This is a genomic window from Corallococcus sp. M7 (assembly GCF_054512695.1).
In genome coordinates, this window is the sequence record NZ_CM137252.1 from 9,146,518 (window position 1) to 9,163,459 (window position 16,942).

Sequence of the window (16,942 nt, forward strand, 5' to 3'; positions counted from 1 at the left end):
ATCAGGGATTGAGAATCCGCATCCCCGCGTGACCCTCGCGTGACCTTCTAGCGGCGCGTGGAGCGGCGCGCGGAGCTCTTGCGAGCGGACGTCTTGCGCGCGGGGCTCTTGCGAGCGGACGTCTTGCGCGCGGTGCGGCCAGCGGCGGCGCGACGGGCCGGGGCCTTGCGGGCGCCGCGCCTGGCGGTGGCCTTCTTCGCGGCGCCGCGCTTCGCCGTGCCACGCTTGCGGGTGGCCTTCTTCGCGGTGCGCTTGCCCGCGGCCTTCTTCGCGGTGGTGCGCTTGGAGGTCGCCTTCTTCGCGGCCCCCGTGCGGCGGGACGACGCCTTGCGGGCGCCCTTGCGCGCGCCAGAGGAGCGGCGGCGCGACGGCGTGGCGGACGTGGCCTCACCGGCCGGCAGCGCCGCGTTGGACGACGGGGTCTCGTTCGGGTCCTGCATGTTCGACTCGGCGTGCATCAACAACCTCCAGGGATGACAACACCTGGAGGGTAAGCGCAACCGCCGGAAGTGCACGCATGCCCCCCTGCGCAGATGCACGCCAGATGACGAATGCGCGCGGTGCTACATCCCGCGCGAGGCCGAAAATCCGGCCCCGGAGCGCACGGCGACGCGCGGTGCGCTCAAGCCGCGCCCTTCAGGAACGCGGCGAGCTTCTCGTACGCCACGGCCAGCGGAGGGATGGGCGCGCTCTCGTGGAGCTGGTGCGCCTGCGCCGTCTCACCGGGCCCGAAGTTCACCGCGTCCACGCCCCACTCGCCGAAGCGGGCCACGTCCGTCCACGCCTGCTTCGACGCGGCGGGCAGCCCCGTGAGCGACATCAGCCGCTGGAACAGCGGGTTGCCCGCGGCCACCGGTCCGCTGGGCGACGCGTCCGTGAACTCCACCTCCGCGCGGCCCGCCACCAGCGCCAGCACGTCCTCCTTCGCCCGAGCCACGCTCTTGCCCGGCGCGAAGCGGTAGTTGAGGTTCAGCTCGAACGCCTCCGGCACCACGTTGCGCGCCCGGCCGCCCTTGGCCAGCGTGGCGCTGATGACCTCGTAGAAGGGGAAGCCCGCGACGTTCACCTCCACGCGCTCGCGGCCGAGCAGCTCCGTGAGCAGCGGCCCCGCCTTGTGGATGGCGTTCTCCCCCTGCCACGGCCGCGCGGAGTGCGCGCTGCGCCCCGTGAAGCGGACGGTCACCTGCATGCTGCCGACGCAGCCCACCTGCACCACGCCGTCCGTGGGCTCCATGGCGATGCCGAACTTCACGCGGGACAGGTCCGGCCGCTTCTCGTACAGCGGGATGAGGCCGCTCTCCGCGTAGGCCCCCTCCTCGCGCTCGTACAGGAGGAAGGCCACGTTGACGGGCAGCGCATCGCGCTGGAGGTCCTCCGCCAGCGCCATCATCACCGCGACGCCGCCCTTCATGTCGGATGCGCCCAGCCCGTGCACGCGCTCGCCTTCGATGCGCGGCGCGCGGCCCACATCCCCGGGGTGCATGGGCACCGTGTCCAGGTGGCCGATGAGCGCCACCGTGGGACGGGGGTCCTCCAGCGAGCCCAACAGCAGCGTGTGCCCGACGCGGAAGACCTCCTCGCGGCGGAAGTGCTTCAGCGCCCAGCCTTCCACGTGGTCCGCGATGGGCCCCTCGTGGCCAATGGGGCTTTCAATGCGACACAGCTCGAGCGTCGTCTGGGCGAGTCGGGTGGCGAGTTCGATGGAGGCCATGCGCGAAGCACCATACTCCCCGCCCGGGCCCGGAACACCGTCCCGTCAGGCGCCGTCCGCCAGCTCCTCGAAAGACGTCACGCCATCCAACACCGTGACGCAGACGCACGCGGGCCCGCCCAACGCGGTGAAGTCGTGCAGCGAGCCGTCCGCCTTCTCCAGCTCGTCCCCGGGCCATACTTCATGGCCGGAGTCCTCGCGGAAGCCGCCCTCCAGCACCAGGTTCCACTCGCGGCCCAGGTGCGTGTGACGCGGATAGCGGGCCCCGGGCTGGAGGCGCACGACGGCGGCCATCATCCCCTCGCGCCTGGGGCCCGTCTCCACCGGCATCAGCTCCACGCCCTCCACCGGGCCGGGCATCCAGTTGGCGGGCTCCGCCATGGACTCCAGCAGCTCGCGGGCCCGCGCCTCCGCCACGTCCAGGAACGCGGCGACCTTCCCGGTCCAGCGGGCGAAGCGGCCGGGGCCCTCCATCCGCTCCATCAGGCGCGTGAGCACCGAGGCGGGGGGCGCCACCGGCTCCACCAGCGCCCCCAACGCATCCACGGCGGGCGACAGCCGGGCCCACTCCGCCCGGCAGCGCTCACAGCCGTCCAGGTGCCGGGCCGCGGCGTCGCGCCGGGCCGGCTCCAGGGTCCCGAGCAGATACTCGGGGAGGATGTCGTCGAGGTGTTCCATGCTCTCCTGAGAACGGCGCGGACGTAACAAGTCGCGTAACAACCCCTATACGCGCCCCCGCCCGCGCCGGATTTGTCGCAGGCTCACACCGCGACGGCGAAGTCCCGCAGGGCGGCGTTGAGGCTGGTCTTCTGGTCGGTGGACGCCTTGCGCTGCCCGATGATGAGCGCGCACGGGACCATGTACTTCCCGGCGGGGAACTGCTTCTCCCGCATGCCCGGAATCACCACGCTGCGCGCCGGAACGCGGCCCTTGTGGATGACCTCCTGGGGCCCGGTGACGTCGATGATCTGCGTGGACGCGGTCAGCACCACGTTGGCGCCGAGCACCGCCTCCTCCTCCACCACCACGCCCTCCACCACGATGGAGCGGCTGCCCAGGAAGGCGCCATCCTCGATGATGACCGGTGACGCGGTGGGCGGCTCGAGCACGCCCCCCAGCCCCACGCCGCCGGACAGGTGGACGTTGCGGCCCACCTGCGCGCACGAGCCCACCGTGGCCCACGTGTCCACCATGGTGCCCGCGCCCACCCGCGCGCCGATGTTCACGTACCCGGGCATCACCACCGCGCCCTTCTCCACGAAGGCGCCGTAGCGCACGGTGCCCGGAGGCACCACGCGCACGCCCGCCGCCTCCAGGCCCTTCTTCAGGGGCACCTTGTCGTAGAACTCGAAGGGGCCCACCTCCATCACCTTCATCTCCGACACGGCGAAGAACAGGAGGATGGCCTCCTTCACCCAGGCGTTGACCCGCCAGCCTTCCGGGCCCTTCTCCGCGACGCGCAACTCACCGGTGTCCAGCCGCGCGAGCGTCTCGCGCACCGCCGCCACCGTGTCCGCGTCCTTCAGTTTCGCCCGGTCCGCGAACGCCGCGGACACCCGCTGGGAGAGCTCTTCGAGGGATGTCGCCATGGCGCCGAGTTGAATCACACTTCAGGTGTCCGCGCCCCCCTCAATGTCCACCGCCGGACGGCCTCACGCGTGCGACGGCTCGGGCCCCAGCACCAGGGGCAGGGTCTGTGTCGGGATTTCTCCGTGAAACATGGCATCCGCGTGAGCCAGCGGGCCCGTGCCCTCCTTCAGGATGACGGCGCCCTGGAGCACCCGTCCCACGGCGGACAGGGGGGCCTCCTTCCAGTCGCGGTGGCGGACGAAGGGCGAGCGCCGGACGTAGAGATGCTCCTGGCCGATGAGGGCCACGTACCCCAGGAGCTTCCCGTCCGCCGAGCGGACGCGCATGCCGCTGATGATGGAGCGCCGTTCGGACGGCGTGTCGTCGAAAGCCATCGGTCGTCTCCTCCTGTGCGTCGGAAAGGTGGGGACGGAGTGTGGGCGCCGCGAGCCGCCCGCCCCTTCGACGGGCCCCTGCCCGCCCGGCCGCCCCGGGAGCGGAAGGGGTCCACCAGCCGGCCCGGAGCCGGGCTGGCCCCTCGCGCCAGGGGTTTCCCGCGCCGGGAAGACGCGCTCCCGTTAGCGTGCGTCCGCCATGACGACTTCCGTCTTCCCGCCGCTGCGCGCCGCCTATGAACCGGAGTCCTTCCGGGCCACCGCCCACGCCCTGATGGATCAGCTCGCGGACTACCTGAAGGCCGCGCTCGCCGGGGGCGGGATGCCGGTGCTGCCCTGGGCCCCGCCCGCGGTGAACCAGGAGCGCTTCGCCACGGCGTTCCCGGAGGACCCGGCGCCGGAGGTCTCCCAGGCCTTCGCGGCGCTGATGGCGCGCGTGCTGAAGGACTCGCACCACCTGCACCACCCGCGCTACGTGGGCCACCAGGTGACGGCGCCCGTGCCGCTGGCCGCGCTGTGCGACGCCGTGTCGTCGCTGCTCAACAACGGCATGGCCGTGTACGAGATGGGCCCCGTCGCCACCGCGATGGAGCACCACGTGCTCGCGTGGATGGCGGCGAAGCTGGGCCTGCCCTCCGGCGCCCGGGGCGTGCTCACCTCCGGCGGCAGCGCGGGCAACCTCACCGCCCTGCTCGCCGCCCGTCAGGCGAAGGCCGGCTACGACGCGTGGAACGGCGGCGCGCACGCGGGCCCGCCCCTGACGGTGCTGGTCCCCCGCTCCGCCCACTACTGCCTGGCCCGCGCCGTCCGCATCATGGGCTGGGGCGAGGGCGGGCTCACCCCGGTGGACGTGGACGACCACTTCCGCGTGCGGCCGGACGCCCTGGAGGACGCGCTCGAGCGGGCCACCCGCGCGGGAAGGAAGGCCATCGCCGTGGTGGCCAGCGCGGGCTCCACCGCCACCGGCGCGTTCGACCCGCTGGAGCCCGTGGCGGACTTCGCGCAGGAGCATGGCCTGTGGTTCCACGTGGACGGCGCGCACGGGGCCGCGGCGTCCCTGAGCCCGAAGTACCGCGCGCAGGTGAAGGGCATCGAGCGGGCGGACTCCGTGGTGTGGGACGCGCACAAGGGGCTGCTCATGCCCGCGCTGGTGACGGCCGTGCTCTTCCGCGACGGCGCGCGCTCCTTCGACGCCTTCTCCCAGGAGGCCCACTACCTCTTCCACGGCGACGGCGACGACGCGCGCCCCTACAGCGACGTGGGCCTGCGCACGCTGGAGTGCACCAAGGAGATGATGCCCCTCAAGGTCTACGCGTGCCTGTCCGTGCTGGGCACGCGCGTCTTCGAGGAGGCCGTCACCGCCTCCTACGACCAGGCGAAGCGCTTCGCGGGGATGCTCACCGCCGCCCCGGACTTCGAGCTGGCCCTGGAGCCCGACTGCAACATCGTCTGCTTCCGCCACACCCCCGCGCACGTGCCGCCGGAGGGCTGGGACGCGCTCCAGGTCCGCCTGCGTGAGGCGTTGGTCTCCCGCGGAAGTTTCTACCTGGTGCAGACGCGGCTGCCCCGGGGCGTGTACCTGCGCACCACGCTCATCCACCCGCTCACCGGCGACGCGGACCTGGAGTCCCTGCTGGACACGCTCCGGAGCGCGGCGGCCCGGCCCTGAATTTTGTGAGCAAGGGAGTCGCCCTGGCGGGGGAAATGCGATAGGGCGGGGCCGCCATGCTCGTCTCGCTCGTCATCCCCGTCTACAACGAGATTCCCACCCTGGCGGAAATCCTCCGGCGCTGCATCGCCGTGGACTTCCCCAAGGAGCTCGTCCTCGTGGACGACTGCTCGAAGGACGGCAGCCGCGAATTCCTGCGCCAGCTGTCCGAACAGGGCCTGGAGGTCCTGGGCGGCACGCCGAAGAACCGCAACGAAATCCGCGTGCTCTTCCAGGAGCAGAACCAGGGCAAGGGGGCCGCGCTGCGCCGGGGCTTCGCCGAGGCCACGGGGGACATCATCCTCGTGCAGGACGCGGACCTGGAGTACGACCCCCGGGACATCCCCCGGGTCATCCAGCCCATCCTCGACGGGGAGGCGGACGTCGTCTTCGGCAGCCGCTTCATCGGATCGCCGCGCCGGGTGCTGTACTACTGGCACACCGTCCTCAACAACCTGCTCACCATGCTCTCCAACATGACGAGCGGGCTGAACCTCACGGACATGGAGACCTGCTACAAGGCCTTCCGCGCGGAGGTCCTGCGCTCCGTGCACGTGGAGGAGGACCGGTTCGGCTTCGAGCCCGAAATCACCGCCAAGGTGGCGCGCGGCAACTGGCGCGTCTTCGAGGTGCCCATCAGCTACCACGGGCGCACCTACGAGGAGGGCAAGAAGATTGGCTGGAAGGACGGCGTGCGCGCCCTCTATGCCATCGCGAAGTACTCGCTGAAGCGCTGAAGGCCGTCTGGCCGCTGTCCGGGGGAGCTGGGTTCGAATGCGGACAAGGGAACAGACGGGCGGGTGCGGTTGGTTGTCCAGCGAGCGGCGCCCTGAGAGGGGCTCCGGCTTTTCTTCCTCCGTATTGCGGCGCGTAGTAGTTTCGACAACGCACTCCGTCTGAAGGGCGGGGAGTTTTCCGGCCCTTCCGAAAGTTTCCGTCCCCGTATGTTCGACTGGCTCCACACCCTGTTTTCGCGCGACCTCGCCATCGACCTGGGTACGGCGAACACGCTCATCTACATCCGCGGCCAGGGCATCGTGTCCAACGAGCCCTCCGTCGTGGCGGTGCAGCAGGACTCGCGCGGCGGCAAGAAGGTGCTCGCCGTGGGCAAGGAGGCCAAGGAGATGCTCGGCAGGACGCCGGGCAACATCGTGGCCATCCGGCCCATGAAGGACGGCGTCATCGCCGACTTCGAAATCACCGCCGCGATGCTGCGCTACTTCATCCAGAGCGCGCACAACCGCAAGACGCTGGTGAACCCGCGCATCATCATCGGCATCCCGTCCGGCATCACGGAGGTGGAGCGCCGCGCGGTGCGTGAGGCGGCCGCCAACGCGGGCGCGCGCGAGGTCTACCTCATCGAGCAGCCCATGGCCGCGGCGATTGGCGCGGGCCTGCCGGTGACGGAGCCCAGCGGCAACATGATTGTGGACATCGGCGGTGGCACGTCCGACGTCGCGGTCATCAGCCTCGCGGGCATCGTGTTCGCCAAGTCCGTGCGCATCGGCGGCGACAAGCTGGACGAGGCGATCATCCAGTACGTCAAGCGCAAGTACAACCTGCTCATCGGTGAGCGCACGGCGGAGCTCATCAAGATGGGCATCGGCACGGCGTACCCGACGGACGAGGTCATGACCATGGAGATCAAGGGTCGCGACCTGGTGGCCGGCGTGCCGCGCACGCTGACGGTGTCCAGCGACGAGGTGCGCGACGCGCTCGCGGAGCCCGTCAACGGCATCGTCGAGGCGGTGAAGCTGACGCTGGAGCGCACGCCGCCGGAGCTGGCCGGTGACATCGCGGACCGCGGCATCGTGCTCGCCGGTGGCGGCGCGCTGCTCAAGAACCTGGACACGCTGCTCCGTGAGGAGACGGGCCTGCCGGTGTTCCTCGCGGAGGACCCGCTGTCCGCCGTGGTGATTGGCGCGGGCAAGGCGCTGGAGTCCTTGGACATCCTCCGCCAGGTCTGCCAGCCGGGCTGAGGTTCCCCTCCCCCGCCGCACCGTGACGGCGCCGGACCTCTCTCAGAGGTCGGCGCCGTTCGCGTTTCCGGCCGGCGGGGTGGCGGCGGCCCGGGGCAGTGGCAGCCCCGTGGGCCTGACGACGCGCGCCTCGCAGTTCGGGCGGCGGGACTCCCGGTCCTCCTCCTGGCGGGACTGCTCCTTCAGGAGGTCCCCCCTCAAGAGGATGCCCTGGGGCAGGGACTGCTCCACCTTCGTGTCCATGCAGGCGTCGAAGGCGCGCCGCATCCAGGAGCTGGCGGCGCGGACCGAGAAGCCGCCCAGGGCGTCCATGCGGGCCAGGCCGTCCAGCCGCTCCGTGAACACCGGGTAGCCCTCCTTCGCATCACGCCGGGCGTGAACCAGGGTGGCGGCGGCGCGCAGGCCCGGGGGCAGGCGGTTGAAGTCCGGTCCGGAAGTCCCCGAGGCGGACAGGACGTGGTTTCGCAGCGGGTCGCGCGCGAGCATCAGCGGCAGCGAGACACTGAAGAGCCGTTTGCCCACGGCATCGCCGGTGCGCGTGAACTCCAGGGCGAGCAGCGCGAGGACCTCCGGGTCCAGTTGGGACAGCACGGTCGAGGGGTCGCCGTCGGCCTCCTTCAGCGCGCGCCTCGGATCCACCAGCACATCCCGGGTGAGGCGCAGCAGGGAGCGGTCCTCGACGGACGGCAGCGCGGCGATTTCCGCGTCCTTCGGCAAGCGCTGGCCGGTGAGCAGGTCCAGCAGCAGCATCCGCTCCGGCTGCCGCGCGAGGGCGGGAGGAATCCAGTCGCGCATCACGTAGGACGTGTGCTCGGGCCCGGCGGCCTCGGCCGTGCGTCCGGCGAGCACCAGGAAGTCCCAGGTCCGGCGGCGCGGGTCCTGGCCGTAGCGGCGCACCAGCGCCGTGGCCGCGTCCCGCAGTTGCGCGCGCAGGAGGATGCGCACGTCCAGCTCCAGCGCCTCCAGGGTCTCCGGCGGGTGCTTCTCCTCGAGCGCCTGCACCCGTCTCGCCGTCCCGACGATGAAGTCCTGGCGCTCGCTGTCACCCCAGGACCGCGAGTCGCCCCCCAGCTCGAAGCGCCACCGCGCCTCCAGCCACGCGCGGGTCACGTCGGGCGAGTCCGGGAAGCGCTCCGCCAGGTTCGCCCAGGCGTCGACGGCGGCCGCGGAGCCCAGGTCCTGCGAGCTCGCGCGTTGGAGGTAGAGGGCCGCCAGTGGTGAGTTCGGATACTGCTGCGCGTGCTCCGCGTAGCGTGCGCGGGCCTGGGACCCCTGTCCGATGTAGCGCATCAACGACAGCGCCAGCGCCTGCGCGGCCGGGTCCTCCTGCCACGTGTGCATCAGCATCGCCGCGTAGTCGCGCGTGTTGCGCCAGCGCAGGTCGGCGGGCAGGTTCGCGGGCACCTGTATGTCCACGAAGAGCCAGGCGCGCGCGGCCATCTCCCGCGCGAGGGTGTTGCCCGGCTCCACCTCCGCCACGGCGGACGCCACGCGGCCCGCGGCTTGCCAGTTGTCCTCATCCGCGAAGGCCCGCGCGGCGGCCTCCCACTTCGCGGCCTGGACGGAGAGCCGCTCGTCCGGCTGGAGCACCGAGGCGACCTCCGGCAGCGAGCGCGAGGGAAGACCGTTGTCCGTGGCCTCCGCCTTCAGCCTCGCCGCGCCCTTCACGTTATAGAGGATGCGCTCGCCCTGGACCGGCAGCGTCACGTCCTCGATGACGGACTCCTGGCCGGGCCAGGTCGTCACCGCGTGGAGCGGTCCGTCTCCCAGTTTCACGCGCCCCTGCTCCTGCGTCCCGGGCGCCACCACCCAGTGCTCGCCGCCAATGCGCACGTCCACGGGGCGCGACAGGCCATTGACGACCGTGACGGCGCGCATCCCGCGAGCCTCCAGCCACATCGCGCCCAGTCCCGCCAGGCCGCAGAGCCCCAGCGCCATCCCGGCCAGGGCCACCGCGCGATGGCGCGACCTGCCGCGTGAAGGAGGCACCTGTCCGATGACCTGGAGCGGAGCCTTGCCCTCCGCGCGCACGAGGTAGCCCTCCAAGGGCCACACCGGAACGCCCAGCACCGATACGGTGCGCTCGGCGACGAAGGGCGCGTTCGGAGCGGCGCCGCGCGGAGGCGAGCCCTTCCACCGCACGCCGGTCCCCAGCACGGAGGAAGCGGACGGCGGGCGGGCCGCGATGACGAAGGCGCCCCGGTCCTCCACCAGCGTCGCCAGCAGCTCCCGCGTGGGCCCGGGCGGCTCATGCTCCAGCCGGCGTGAGAGCACCGCGTGCACCGCCCACGCATCCCCCCGCGCGAGCGCCTCCGACAGCGCGGCATCCGGAAGGAGCTCCGTCAGACGCGGCGCGCGCTCCAGCAAACCGCTGGGGTCCGTGACAGGGGCGAGGGACATGGCCCGCATTCAACCGGGACCCGGTGGGTGAAAGGCAAGCCCCCGAGCCCTGAATCCCGTCAGGCCTTCGAGCCTGAAGGCGGCTCCCACGGATGGGAAGGGAAGCCCCCTGCCGAGCCCCGGCGGCGGCGCGCAGCCAAAACCTGTCGGACAGTCGGACAGCTTTGGACCACGTGGCTGGCCGGCCGACTGTCGGACAGCTTTGGACAACGGCGACCGGGGCCCCCGACACCCGAGCCGCAAAAACCTGTCCGACTGTCCGACAGGTTTGACGACCGTGGCCGGCCAGGGACACTGCCTCATCCGAGCTGACGAAACCTGTCCGATTGTCCGACAGCTTTGGGCCACCATGGCTGGCCGGGGCCCCCGCTCCGCCCCCCGCTGGAACCTGTCCGACTGTCGGACAGGTTTCGGGGCAAGCGCGGCCAGGGGAGCACCCCATCGGGCCAGCGGAAACCTGTTGGACCGGCTTGTGCGGTGCGCCACTGGTGGGGCGCGAGGCATGCCGCTGGCCTTGAATCCTGTCAGGCCGAGGCCCGAAGCTCCCGCGCCATGGACGCCTTCGACCTTGTGATCATCTCCGTCATCGTCGCACTCGGCCTGGGGCGCTTCCTCGTGATGCGCGATCAGCGCACCGCGCCTCCTCCGGAGTCCGGTCCTCGCAAGCCGACGCCGCAGCGCATCGCCGGGCGCGTCCTGCTGGGATACGCCTATGCGATGGCGCTGTTCCTGCTCGTCCGCTTCTTCCTCAACCGGATGTGACAGGGGCCGGCTTGCGTCCCGCCCTGAGCGCGCTTGATGCTTTTCCCCATGAACGCGTGGCTCATGTCGGGGGTGGTGTCCCTCGCGCTGGGGGCGTACCTGCGCCGCCGGGATGAACGCGGCCCCACGAAGGGCGTCATCGACCGGCGGCACCTGACGCCGCTGCAAATCACCTACAGCCTGCTGCTCGCGTATCCGTTCTGCGCGGCCTACACCGCCCTGGACCTGTACCTGGGCCCCTGAGCGCACGAGGCGCCCCGGGGCCCGCGGTCCCGCCCGGGCTTCAGTGCTTGCCGTACTCCAGCTTCACACCCTTGCGCTGCGCGTAGATGTACGCCTCCATCGCGCGCATCTTCGGGTCACCGTCCGCCAGCGGCTTGCCGCGCACCGGGTTCTCGATGCACCAGTTGATCATGTCGCGCAGCAGCGCCGTGCGGCCAAGCTGCACCTGGTACTTCGGATAGGTCTCCGGGTGGGTGTTGGCGCCGTCCGGATGGCACATGTCGCACGACACGCCCACCGTGCCGCCCAGCGCCTCCGCGTCATGGAACACGCGGTGGCCTTCCTTCACCGTCTCCTGCACGGAGTCCGCCCACACCTGCTCGTCGCGCTCGGAGAACGCGCCGTAGGTGTGGCCTGTCTGGAGGTTGGCCTTCTGCTGCTGGGGCACCGCCTTCGCGCCCGTCTCCGCGCCCACGCCGCCCTGGCGCACGTCGTTGCCCGAGGGCTTCGAGCCGGGGTTGGGCTGGGGCGCGGGCGTGGGGTTCTTCTTCGTGGACGGAGGCGAGGCCTGCGCCAGCACCGGGCCGGGCACGTCGTCCCAGTTCGCGTTCGGGTTCTTCTTGCGCCAGTCGTCCATCAACTGCGCGGTGGCGGTGATGGCCTGGGCGCGGGTGAGCTTCTGGCCGTCCTTCACGCCTGGCACTTCCATGGACGTCTCACCGTCGCACAGGCCCAGCACCAGGTTGCCGTCCTTGGACGCGGGCACGACGTGCTTGGGCAGCGGCGCAGGCTTCGACTCCGGGGACGTGGCGAGCGCCACGCCTCCGGCGAAGGACAGGGCCGCGCACGGGACCACGAGCAGCTTCATTCGCAGGTTCATGGGAGGGGGTTCCTCTTCCGGTCCTAGTAGGTGGGCAGCTTGGGCTTGGGGGGCGCGGACTGCTTGCCACCGGAGCCCAGGTAGCTGGCGCGCACGGTGATGGGGTCGCGCTGCCAGAGGTTGTAGAGCTTGTCCACGAGCCCCGACTCGAGCACGTCCATGCGGCCGTCACCGCAGCCGTCGAACTGGCTGAACGGATCCGCGCGGTTCATGGGCACCGTGAGCGAAGGCAGGCCTTCCGGCGCGTACGGCCACGGCCACGCGGTGGACAGCATCCCGTGGAAGGAGATGTTGCCAATGCGGTTGCTGAGCAGTTGGTGCGTGTGGCCGTGGATGACGGTGACCTTCTCGTACGGCTTGAGGATGGCCTGCACCTCGTCCGCGTCGTCCGTCCAGAAGTTCCAGGGCTTGTAGTACTTGTAGAGCGGCGAGTGGCTGAAGACGATGACCGGCGTCGTCTTCGCCACCTTGGCCAGGTCGTTCTGGAGCCACTGGCGCTGCTCGGCGCCCACCTCGAAGCGGGACTGGATGCCGTTGTCCAGGCCGGCGACGATCTTCATGCGCTCCATGGGGGACAGCTTCCGCTCCGTCCAGAAGTCCTTCTCGTGGATGGAGTTGAGCACCACGAAGTGCACGCCCTTGTGGTCGAAGGAGTAGTTGGGCGCGCCGAACAGGTCGCGCCACAGCTCGCCCATGTCCAGGAACCAGTCGTGCTCGCCCACCATCATCTTGATGGGGGCCTTCACGGACTTGAGGATCTGAGCGCCCAGCTTGAGCTCACCGGCCTGGCCCAGCTGCGCCAGGTCACCGCCGAAGAGGACGAAGTCCGGCTGGGGGTCCAGCGCGTTCACGTCGTCCACGGCCTTGAGGATGGCGCGCACGAAGCGGTCGTTGAGCTTGTTTTCATACAGGTGCGTGTCGGAGATGTACGCGAAGGAGAACTTCGGCTTCTCCCCCTGCGCCTCCGCCACGTTGACCAGCTGGAAGCTGTTGGGCGTGAGCTTGCCCATGCCCGCGACAATGCCGGCGGAGATGCCGGCGACGCGCATGAAGGCGCGGCGGTCCAGCTTCTTGAGGCCCTCGAAGAAGGCTTCGCGCTCGGCGTAGTGCTTCGTCTCGATGCTCTGGAACTTGTTTGCCATGGCGCGCCTCCGCTACCGCTGCTTGGTGGTCGTCACCGGGGTGACGTCGCCGTAGAAGCCCAGGTCCGCCGGATTCTTCGCGTTCAGGTCCGGGTTGGGAGCCAGGTCGCCCAGGTTGCCCTTCTTGCCCATGGCGGTGGCGGTGTCCCGCTCCGGCCGGGTGTTCTTCCGGGCGCGCTGCTTCGCCAGCTGCTCCTTGTTGAGCTTGTCGAACTTCGTGTCCGTGAGGGTGAAGAGGAACGCCACCAGGTCGTCGATCTCCGGCTCGGTGAGCCCCAGCCGCTGCATCCCCCCGTCGAGGTAGGGATTGGCCACGCCGCCCTTGTTGTAGTGGTCCATCACGTCCCACAGCGTGGTGAGCGACCCGTCGTGCATGTACGGACCGGTGATGCCCACGTTGCGCAGGGTGGGCGTCTTGAACGAGCCCACGTCGTTCTCCTGCTTGGTGACGAGGAAGCGGCCCAGCTCGGAGAACTCCGAGTTGAGCGCCAGCTCGTCGATCTGCTTCTCGTCACCGGTGCGCACCACCTGCACGCCCTTGCGCGCCAGGGTGACGAAGTCCTGCTTGTGCGCGGCGACGCCGATGTTGTGGAACTTCTGGTCGCTGAAGAGCGGGGAGACGGCGTTGCCCGCGTGGCAGGAGTTGCAGCGCGCCTTGCCGTTGAAGAGCGCCCAGCCGTTCTTCTCCGACGCGGTGAGCGCCTTGCTGTCCCCCGCGATGAACTTGTCGAAGCGCGCGTCGCCGGAGAACTGCATCCGTTCGAACGCGGCGATGGCGACGGCCAGGTCGTCGAAGTTGGGCTCGCGGCCGAAGACCTTCTGGAAGTCGGTGACGTACTCGGGGATGCCGCGCACCTTCTTCACCACGGTGTCCGGGTCGGGCATGCCCATCTCACGCGGGTTGAGGATGGGCAGCTTCGCCTGGTCCTCCAGCGTGGCCGAGCGGCCGTCCCAGAACTGGGTGGCGTTGAAGAGGGCGTTGAGGACGGTGGGGCTGTTGCGCGCCACCTTCTGCTGCTTGACGCCCTCGGACAGCGGCTTGCCGTCGGTGAAGCCCAGCTCCGGCTCGTGGCACGTCATGCAGGCCACGGTGTTGTCCACGGAGAGGCGCTTGTCCCGGAAGAGCTTCTCACCCAGAGCCACCCGCTCCGGCGTGGGCTCGGAGCCCTTGGGCACCGAGAGCCGCCACAGCGTCGCGGAGACGCCCGGCGGCAGCTTCGGCGGTGTCGCGTTCGCGGGCTGTGAAGGGGGAGGTGCTGCCAGTCCTACGCCGGAGTTGAGCACCACGGCGAGCATCGTGACGACGCCCGAAGGCAGCCGCATGAACGCCTCCTACCCGTTCTCTGGAGCCGCCGCGGGACATCCGCCCGGGTCCGAGGCCGGTCCGGGCATTTCACGCAACCCGCGAGTGCTGTTCAACGGTCTCTAGGTCCAAAGGGAGGGTGAGTGTCTGGGATTGGAACGTCAGAGGGACTTCATTTTTCCAGCCACACGGAGAAGGGCGGCGAGGGCGTCTTCGCCGGACGCAGGCGCGTCCCGTCCGCACGCCGCGCGCGACGGCGGGCTGTAATCCCTCTCACGGAAAGCCTCTCAGTGTCCGCCATGGCACAACCAGTGCACACGAAAGTGAACGAAGTCCAAACACGCCGTGAATAAGGAGTGGACCATGCCTGACGCCCCCAAAATCACGCTGTATCGCGACACGGACTACAAAGGACGCAGCATCGAGCTGACGTGCGGTTCATCGAGCCTGGGTGACGACTATGGGTTCAATGACCAGACGTCCTCCATCAAGGTCGAGAGCGGCATCTGGCTCGTCTACGATGACTCGAACTACAGCGGCACGGTCTACATCCTGACCAAGGATGACTACGCCAGCCCCGGGAAGTGGGGAGGCAGGGGCGACGCCATCTCCTCGCTGCGGCCCCTGCCGGACCCACAGGGGAAGGCACTGGCCGTCCTCTTCAAGGACTCGAATTACGGGGCGCGCATGGTCGCCGTCACGGAGGCCATCGCGAAGCTGAGTGACATCAACTTCAACGACCAGGCGTCCTCCGCCATCGTCCTGACCGGGAACTGGAAGCTGTACAAGGACTCGAACTACGGGGGCGGCGATCCGTGGCTCATCTCCGCGACCGGTGGCCCCAACCACGACGGCCGCTACCCGAGCTCCGAGGGCTTCTTCGGCAACGACGCCGTCTCCTCCATCAAGCCCGAGTAGTCCTGGCGTAAGGGCCCCGCCGCGCGCGACGGGGCTCGCTCAGCCGTCGCGCCGCAGCTCGGACGTCGCGGGCCGCCAGCCGTGGGAGGAAAGCCACGCGTGGGCTTCCTCCCTCCGTCCATGCGCGACGAGGAAGTCCACGCGGTCGCCGGCCACGGGGACGGCCGTCTCATCGAAGAGGACGGTGCCCGTCGCGCGCTCCAGCACGAGCGGGACGAGCGCCTCCTCCAGGTTGCCGGTGGCGGGGGGCAGGATGGCCTCCACCTGGGGGGCCTCCAGGCGCCAGGACTCGCGGGACACGGCGCCCTGTTCACAGCGCGCCACCCAGACGTCCAGGTCGCGCTCCGCGCCGAAGAGGATGTGACCGCCCGTGGCGCTGACCGTGTCCGAGGACACGCCGACGTGGCCCCGATGCAGGGCGGTGTAGCTATGGGCGGTGCGCTGGAGGGCACGCACGCGCTCGGCGAAGAGGAGGTTGACGCCTTCGTTGTGGGTGAGGCCCACGAAGCCCTGACGGCCCTCGGGCTCCGCACGCAGGAGCGTCCGCTCCTCCAGGCCATTTCCGAAGAGGACGCGGAAGCCCTCCTGCTGCGCGCGCTTCAGAGTGGCGTCACTGGAGTCCACGAGGAGCACGGCCTCGTCGCGGGCCTGGAGCGCGTGCGCCACCTGCCTCGCGAGCGCGTTGGCGCCCAGAAAGACGTAGCCCCGGGGCACCACGCGGCGCACGCCCAGGAGCCCCGCGACGAAGCCGCCGGACAGGCCCTGCACCACCACGGTCACGCCAATGACGAGGAACACCAGCGCGCGCAGGGCCTGGCCCTCCTGGACGCCCTGGTCCCCCAGGCGCGTGGCGAACAGGGACGCCACGGCGGCGGCGACGATGCCGCGCGGGCCCAGCCACGCGATGAAGGCCTTCTCGTTGCGGGACAGGCCGGAGCCGGCGGTGGACACGGCGACGGCCACGGGCCGCACGACGAGCATCAGGACGAGCACGGTGAGAAGGCCGCGCCAGCCCAGCGCCGTCACCTGGGACAGCCGCATGTCCGCGGCCAGCAGGATGAAGAGCATGCCCAGCAGCATCAGGGTGAGCTGCTCCTTGAAGGCGAGCACCTCCCGCCGGGCGGGCACCTTGCCGTTGCCCACGACGAGCCCCGCGGCGATGGCGGCCAGCACGCCGCTCTCCGGCGCGAGCGCGTTGCTCACCTGGAAGGCGCCCAGCACCAGGGCCAGGGCGAAGACGTTGGTCATGTCCTCCGGCACCCAGGACGCCTTGCGCAGGCCCACGGTGATGAGGAGCCCCGTGATGCCGCCCACGGCGAGCCCCACGCCCCAGCGCGAGCCCAGGGCGCTCACCAGCAGCCACGGCCCCTCCTCCGCGTGCAGCGCCATGTCCAGCGCGACCACGGCGATGATGGCGCCCACGGCGTCCACGAAGATGCCCTCGGCCTCCAGCACGGTGGCGACGCGGTGGGTGACGCGCACGCGGCGCAACAGCGGCGTGATGACGGTGGGGCCGGTCACCATGACCAGGGTGCCGAAGAGGGCGGACACCACCCAGTCCCAGCCCATGAGGGCGCGCGCGGCCAGGGTGCCGCCCACGGCGGTGATGGCGGCGCCCAGGGTGACCAGCCGCTGGATGGAGCGGGCCTCGCGGCGCAGCTTGCGCACGTCCAGGCTCATGGCGCCCTCGAAGAGGATGACGGACACGGAGAAGCCCACCACGGTCTGGAGCGCGGGGCCCAGGGACGCGGGCCGGACCCAGCCCAGGGCCTCCGGCCCCAGCAGCACGCCCGCGGACAGGAGCACGACGATGCCGGGCACGCTCAGGTGCCGGGCCAGAAGCTGCGCGAGGATGCCGGCCACCAGGGACAGGCCGAGTGTCAGCGATGGATTGTCGAAGGAAGGAGGGGCCATGGATGCGGCCGCGCACCGTAGCCGCTCGTCCCTGGCGTG

The 16,942-nt window shown here is 70.5% G+C and carries 16 protein-coding genes; 6 read left to right on the plus strand and 10 right to left on the minus strand.

The features are described 5' to 3' along the window. Positions 1 to 47: 47 nt before the first annotated feature. The 5 genes from ACX114_RS36740 to ACX114_RS36760 form a co-directional block, all read right to left on the minus strand. Positions 48 to 458: a cell envelope biogenesis protein TolA gene (locus ACX114_RS36740; protein WP_459292206.1), complete on the minus strand. Its 411-nt coding sequence runs from the start codon at positions 456 to 458 to the stop codon at positions 48 to 50. A 164-nt stretch (positions 459 to 622) separates the two neighbouring features. After that, positions 623 to 1,711, minus strand: a complete 1,089-nt coding sequence (gene dapE / locus ACX114_RS36745; RefSeq protein ID WP_459292208.1) for a succinyl-diaminopimelate desuccinylase — start codon at positions 1,709 to 1,711, stop codon at positions 623 to 625. Between the two features lie 45 nt (positions 1,712 to 1,756). After that, positions 1,757 to 2,389 (minus strand): cupin domain-containing protein, encoded by a 633-nt coding sequence (locus ACX114_RS36750; RefSeq protein ID WP_459292210.1) that lies wholly within the window; start codon positions 2,387 to 2,389, stop codon positions 1,757 to 1,759. 83 nt (positions 2,390 to 2,472) lie between these two features. Next, positions 2,473 to 3,300 (minus strand): 2,3,4,5-tetrahydropyridine-2,6-dicarboxylate N-succinyltransferase, encoded by an 828-nt coding sequence (locus ACX114_RS36755; protein WP_014400166.1) that lies wholly within the window; start codon positions 3,298 to 3,300, stop codon positions 2,473 to 2,475. Positions 3,301 to 3,363: 63 nt separating this feature from the next. Continuing rightward, positions 3,364 to 3,675, minus strand: a complete 312-nt coding sequence (locus ACX114_RS36760) for a hypothetical protein (protein ID WP_459292212.1) — start codon at positions 3,673 to 3,675, stop codon at positions 3,364 to 3,366. 199 nt (positions 3,676 to 3,874) lie between these two features. On the opposite strand from ACX114_RS36760, the gene ACX114_RS36765 reads away from it, so the two are divergent. The 3 genes from ACX114_RS36765 to ACX114_RS36775 all read left to right on the plus strand — a co-directional run bounded on the left by ACX114_RS36765 (position 3,875) and on the right by ACX114_RS36775 (position 7,362). Further along, positions 3,875 to 5,344: a pyridoxal phosphate-dependent decarboxylase family protein gene (locus ACX114_RS36765; protein WP_459292214.1), complete on the plus strand. Its 1,470-nt coding sequence runs from the start codon at positions 3,875 to 3,877 to the stop codon at positions 5,342 to 5,344. Between the two features lie 56 nt (positions 5,345 to 5,400). Beyond that, complete coding sequence (locus ACX114_RS36770) at positions 5,401 to 6,120, plus strand: glycosyltransferase family 2 protein (RefSeq protein WP_459292216.1); 720 nt, start codon at positions 5,401 to 5,403, stop codon at positions 6,118 to 6,120. A 207-nt stretch (positions 6,121 to 6,327) separates the two neighbouring features. After that, positions 6,328 to 7,362: a rod shape-determining protein gene (locus tag ACX114_RS36775; RefSeq protein ID WP_014400170.1), complete on the plus strand. Its 1,035-nt coding sequence runs from the start codon at positions 6,328 to 6,330 to the stop codon at positions 7,360 to 7,362. 42 nt (positions 7,363 to 7,404) lie between these two features. On the opposite strand, the gene ACX114_RS36780 is transcribed toward ACX114_RS36775, so the two are convergent. Next, positions 7,405 to 9,762 carry a hypothetical protein gene (locus tag ACX114_RS36780; RefSeq protein WP_459292219.1) on the minus strand — a complete coding sequence of 786 codons (2,358 nt, stop codon included), beginning with the start codon at positions 9,760 to 9,762 and terminating at the stop codon, positions 7,405 to 7,407. Positions 9,763 to 10,314: 552 nt separating this feature from the next. Here ACX114_RS36780 and ACX114_RS36785 point away from each other — a divergent pair. Both ACX114_RS36785 and ACX114_RS36790 read left to right on the plus strand, forming a co-directional pair. Then, a complete protein-coding gene (locus ACX114_RS36785) occupies positions 10,315 to 10,524 on the plus strand; it encodes a hypothetical protein (protein WP_459292221.1) in 210 nt (69 codons plus the stop codon). Between the two features lie 48 nt (positions 10,525 to 10,572). After that, positions 10,573 to 10,767 (plus strand): hypothetical protein, encoded by a 195-nt coding sequence (locus ACX114_RS36790; RefSeq protein ID WP_459292223.1) that lies wholly within the window; start codon positions 10,573 to 10,575, stop codon positions 10,765 to 10,767. 40 nt (positions 10,768 to 10,807) lie between these two features. On the opposite strand, the gene ACX114_RS36795 is transcribed toward ACX114_RS36790, so the two are convergent. From ACX114_RS36795 to ACX114_RS36805, 3 genes are read right to left on the minus strand one after another with little or no spacing between them, the layout of a single operon-like run. After that, complete coding sequence (locus ACX114_RS36795) at positions 10,808 to 11,626, minus strand: c-type cytochrome (RefSeq protein ID WP_459292225.1); 819 nt, start codon at positions 11,624 to 11,626, stop codon at positions 10,808 to 10,810. A 23-nt stretch (positions 11,627 to 11,649) separates the two neighbouring features. Next, positions 11,650 to 12,768, minus strand: a complete 1,119-nt coding sequence (locus ACX114_RS36800) for a metallophosphoesterase family protein (RefSeq protein WP_459292227.1) — start codon at positions 12,766 to 12,768, stop codon at positions 11,650 to 11,652. 12 nt (positions 12,769 to 12,780) lie between these two features. Then, positions 12,781 to 14,091: a cytochrome-c peroxidase gene (locus tag ACX114_RS36805; protein ID WP_459292229.1), complete on the minus strand. Its 1,311-nt coding sequence runs from the start codon at positions 14,089 to 14,091 to the stop codon at positions 12,781 to 12,783. A 343-nt stretch (positions 14,092 to 14,434) separates the two neighbouring features. On the opposite strand from ACX114_RS36805, the gene ACX114_RS36810 reads away from it, so the two are divergent. Next, complete coding sequence (locus tag ACX114_RS36810) at positions 14,435 to 14,989, plus strand: beta/gamma crystallin-related protein (RefSeq protein WP_459292231.1); 555 nt, start codon at positions 14,435 to 14,437, stop codon at positions 14,987 to 14,989. Positions 14,990 to 15,028: 39 nt separating this feature from the next. Here ACX114_RS36810 and ACX114_RS36815 read toward each other — a convergent pair whose 3' ends face one another. Beyond that, positions 15,029 to 16,903, minus strand: coding sequence for a cation:proton antiporter (locus ACX114_RS36815; RefSeq protein WP_459292233.1), 1,875 nt, complete (start codon positions 16,901 to 16,903; stop codon positions 15,029 to 15,031). Between the last annotated feature and the right edge of the window lie 39 nt (positions 16,904 to 16,942).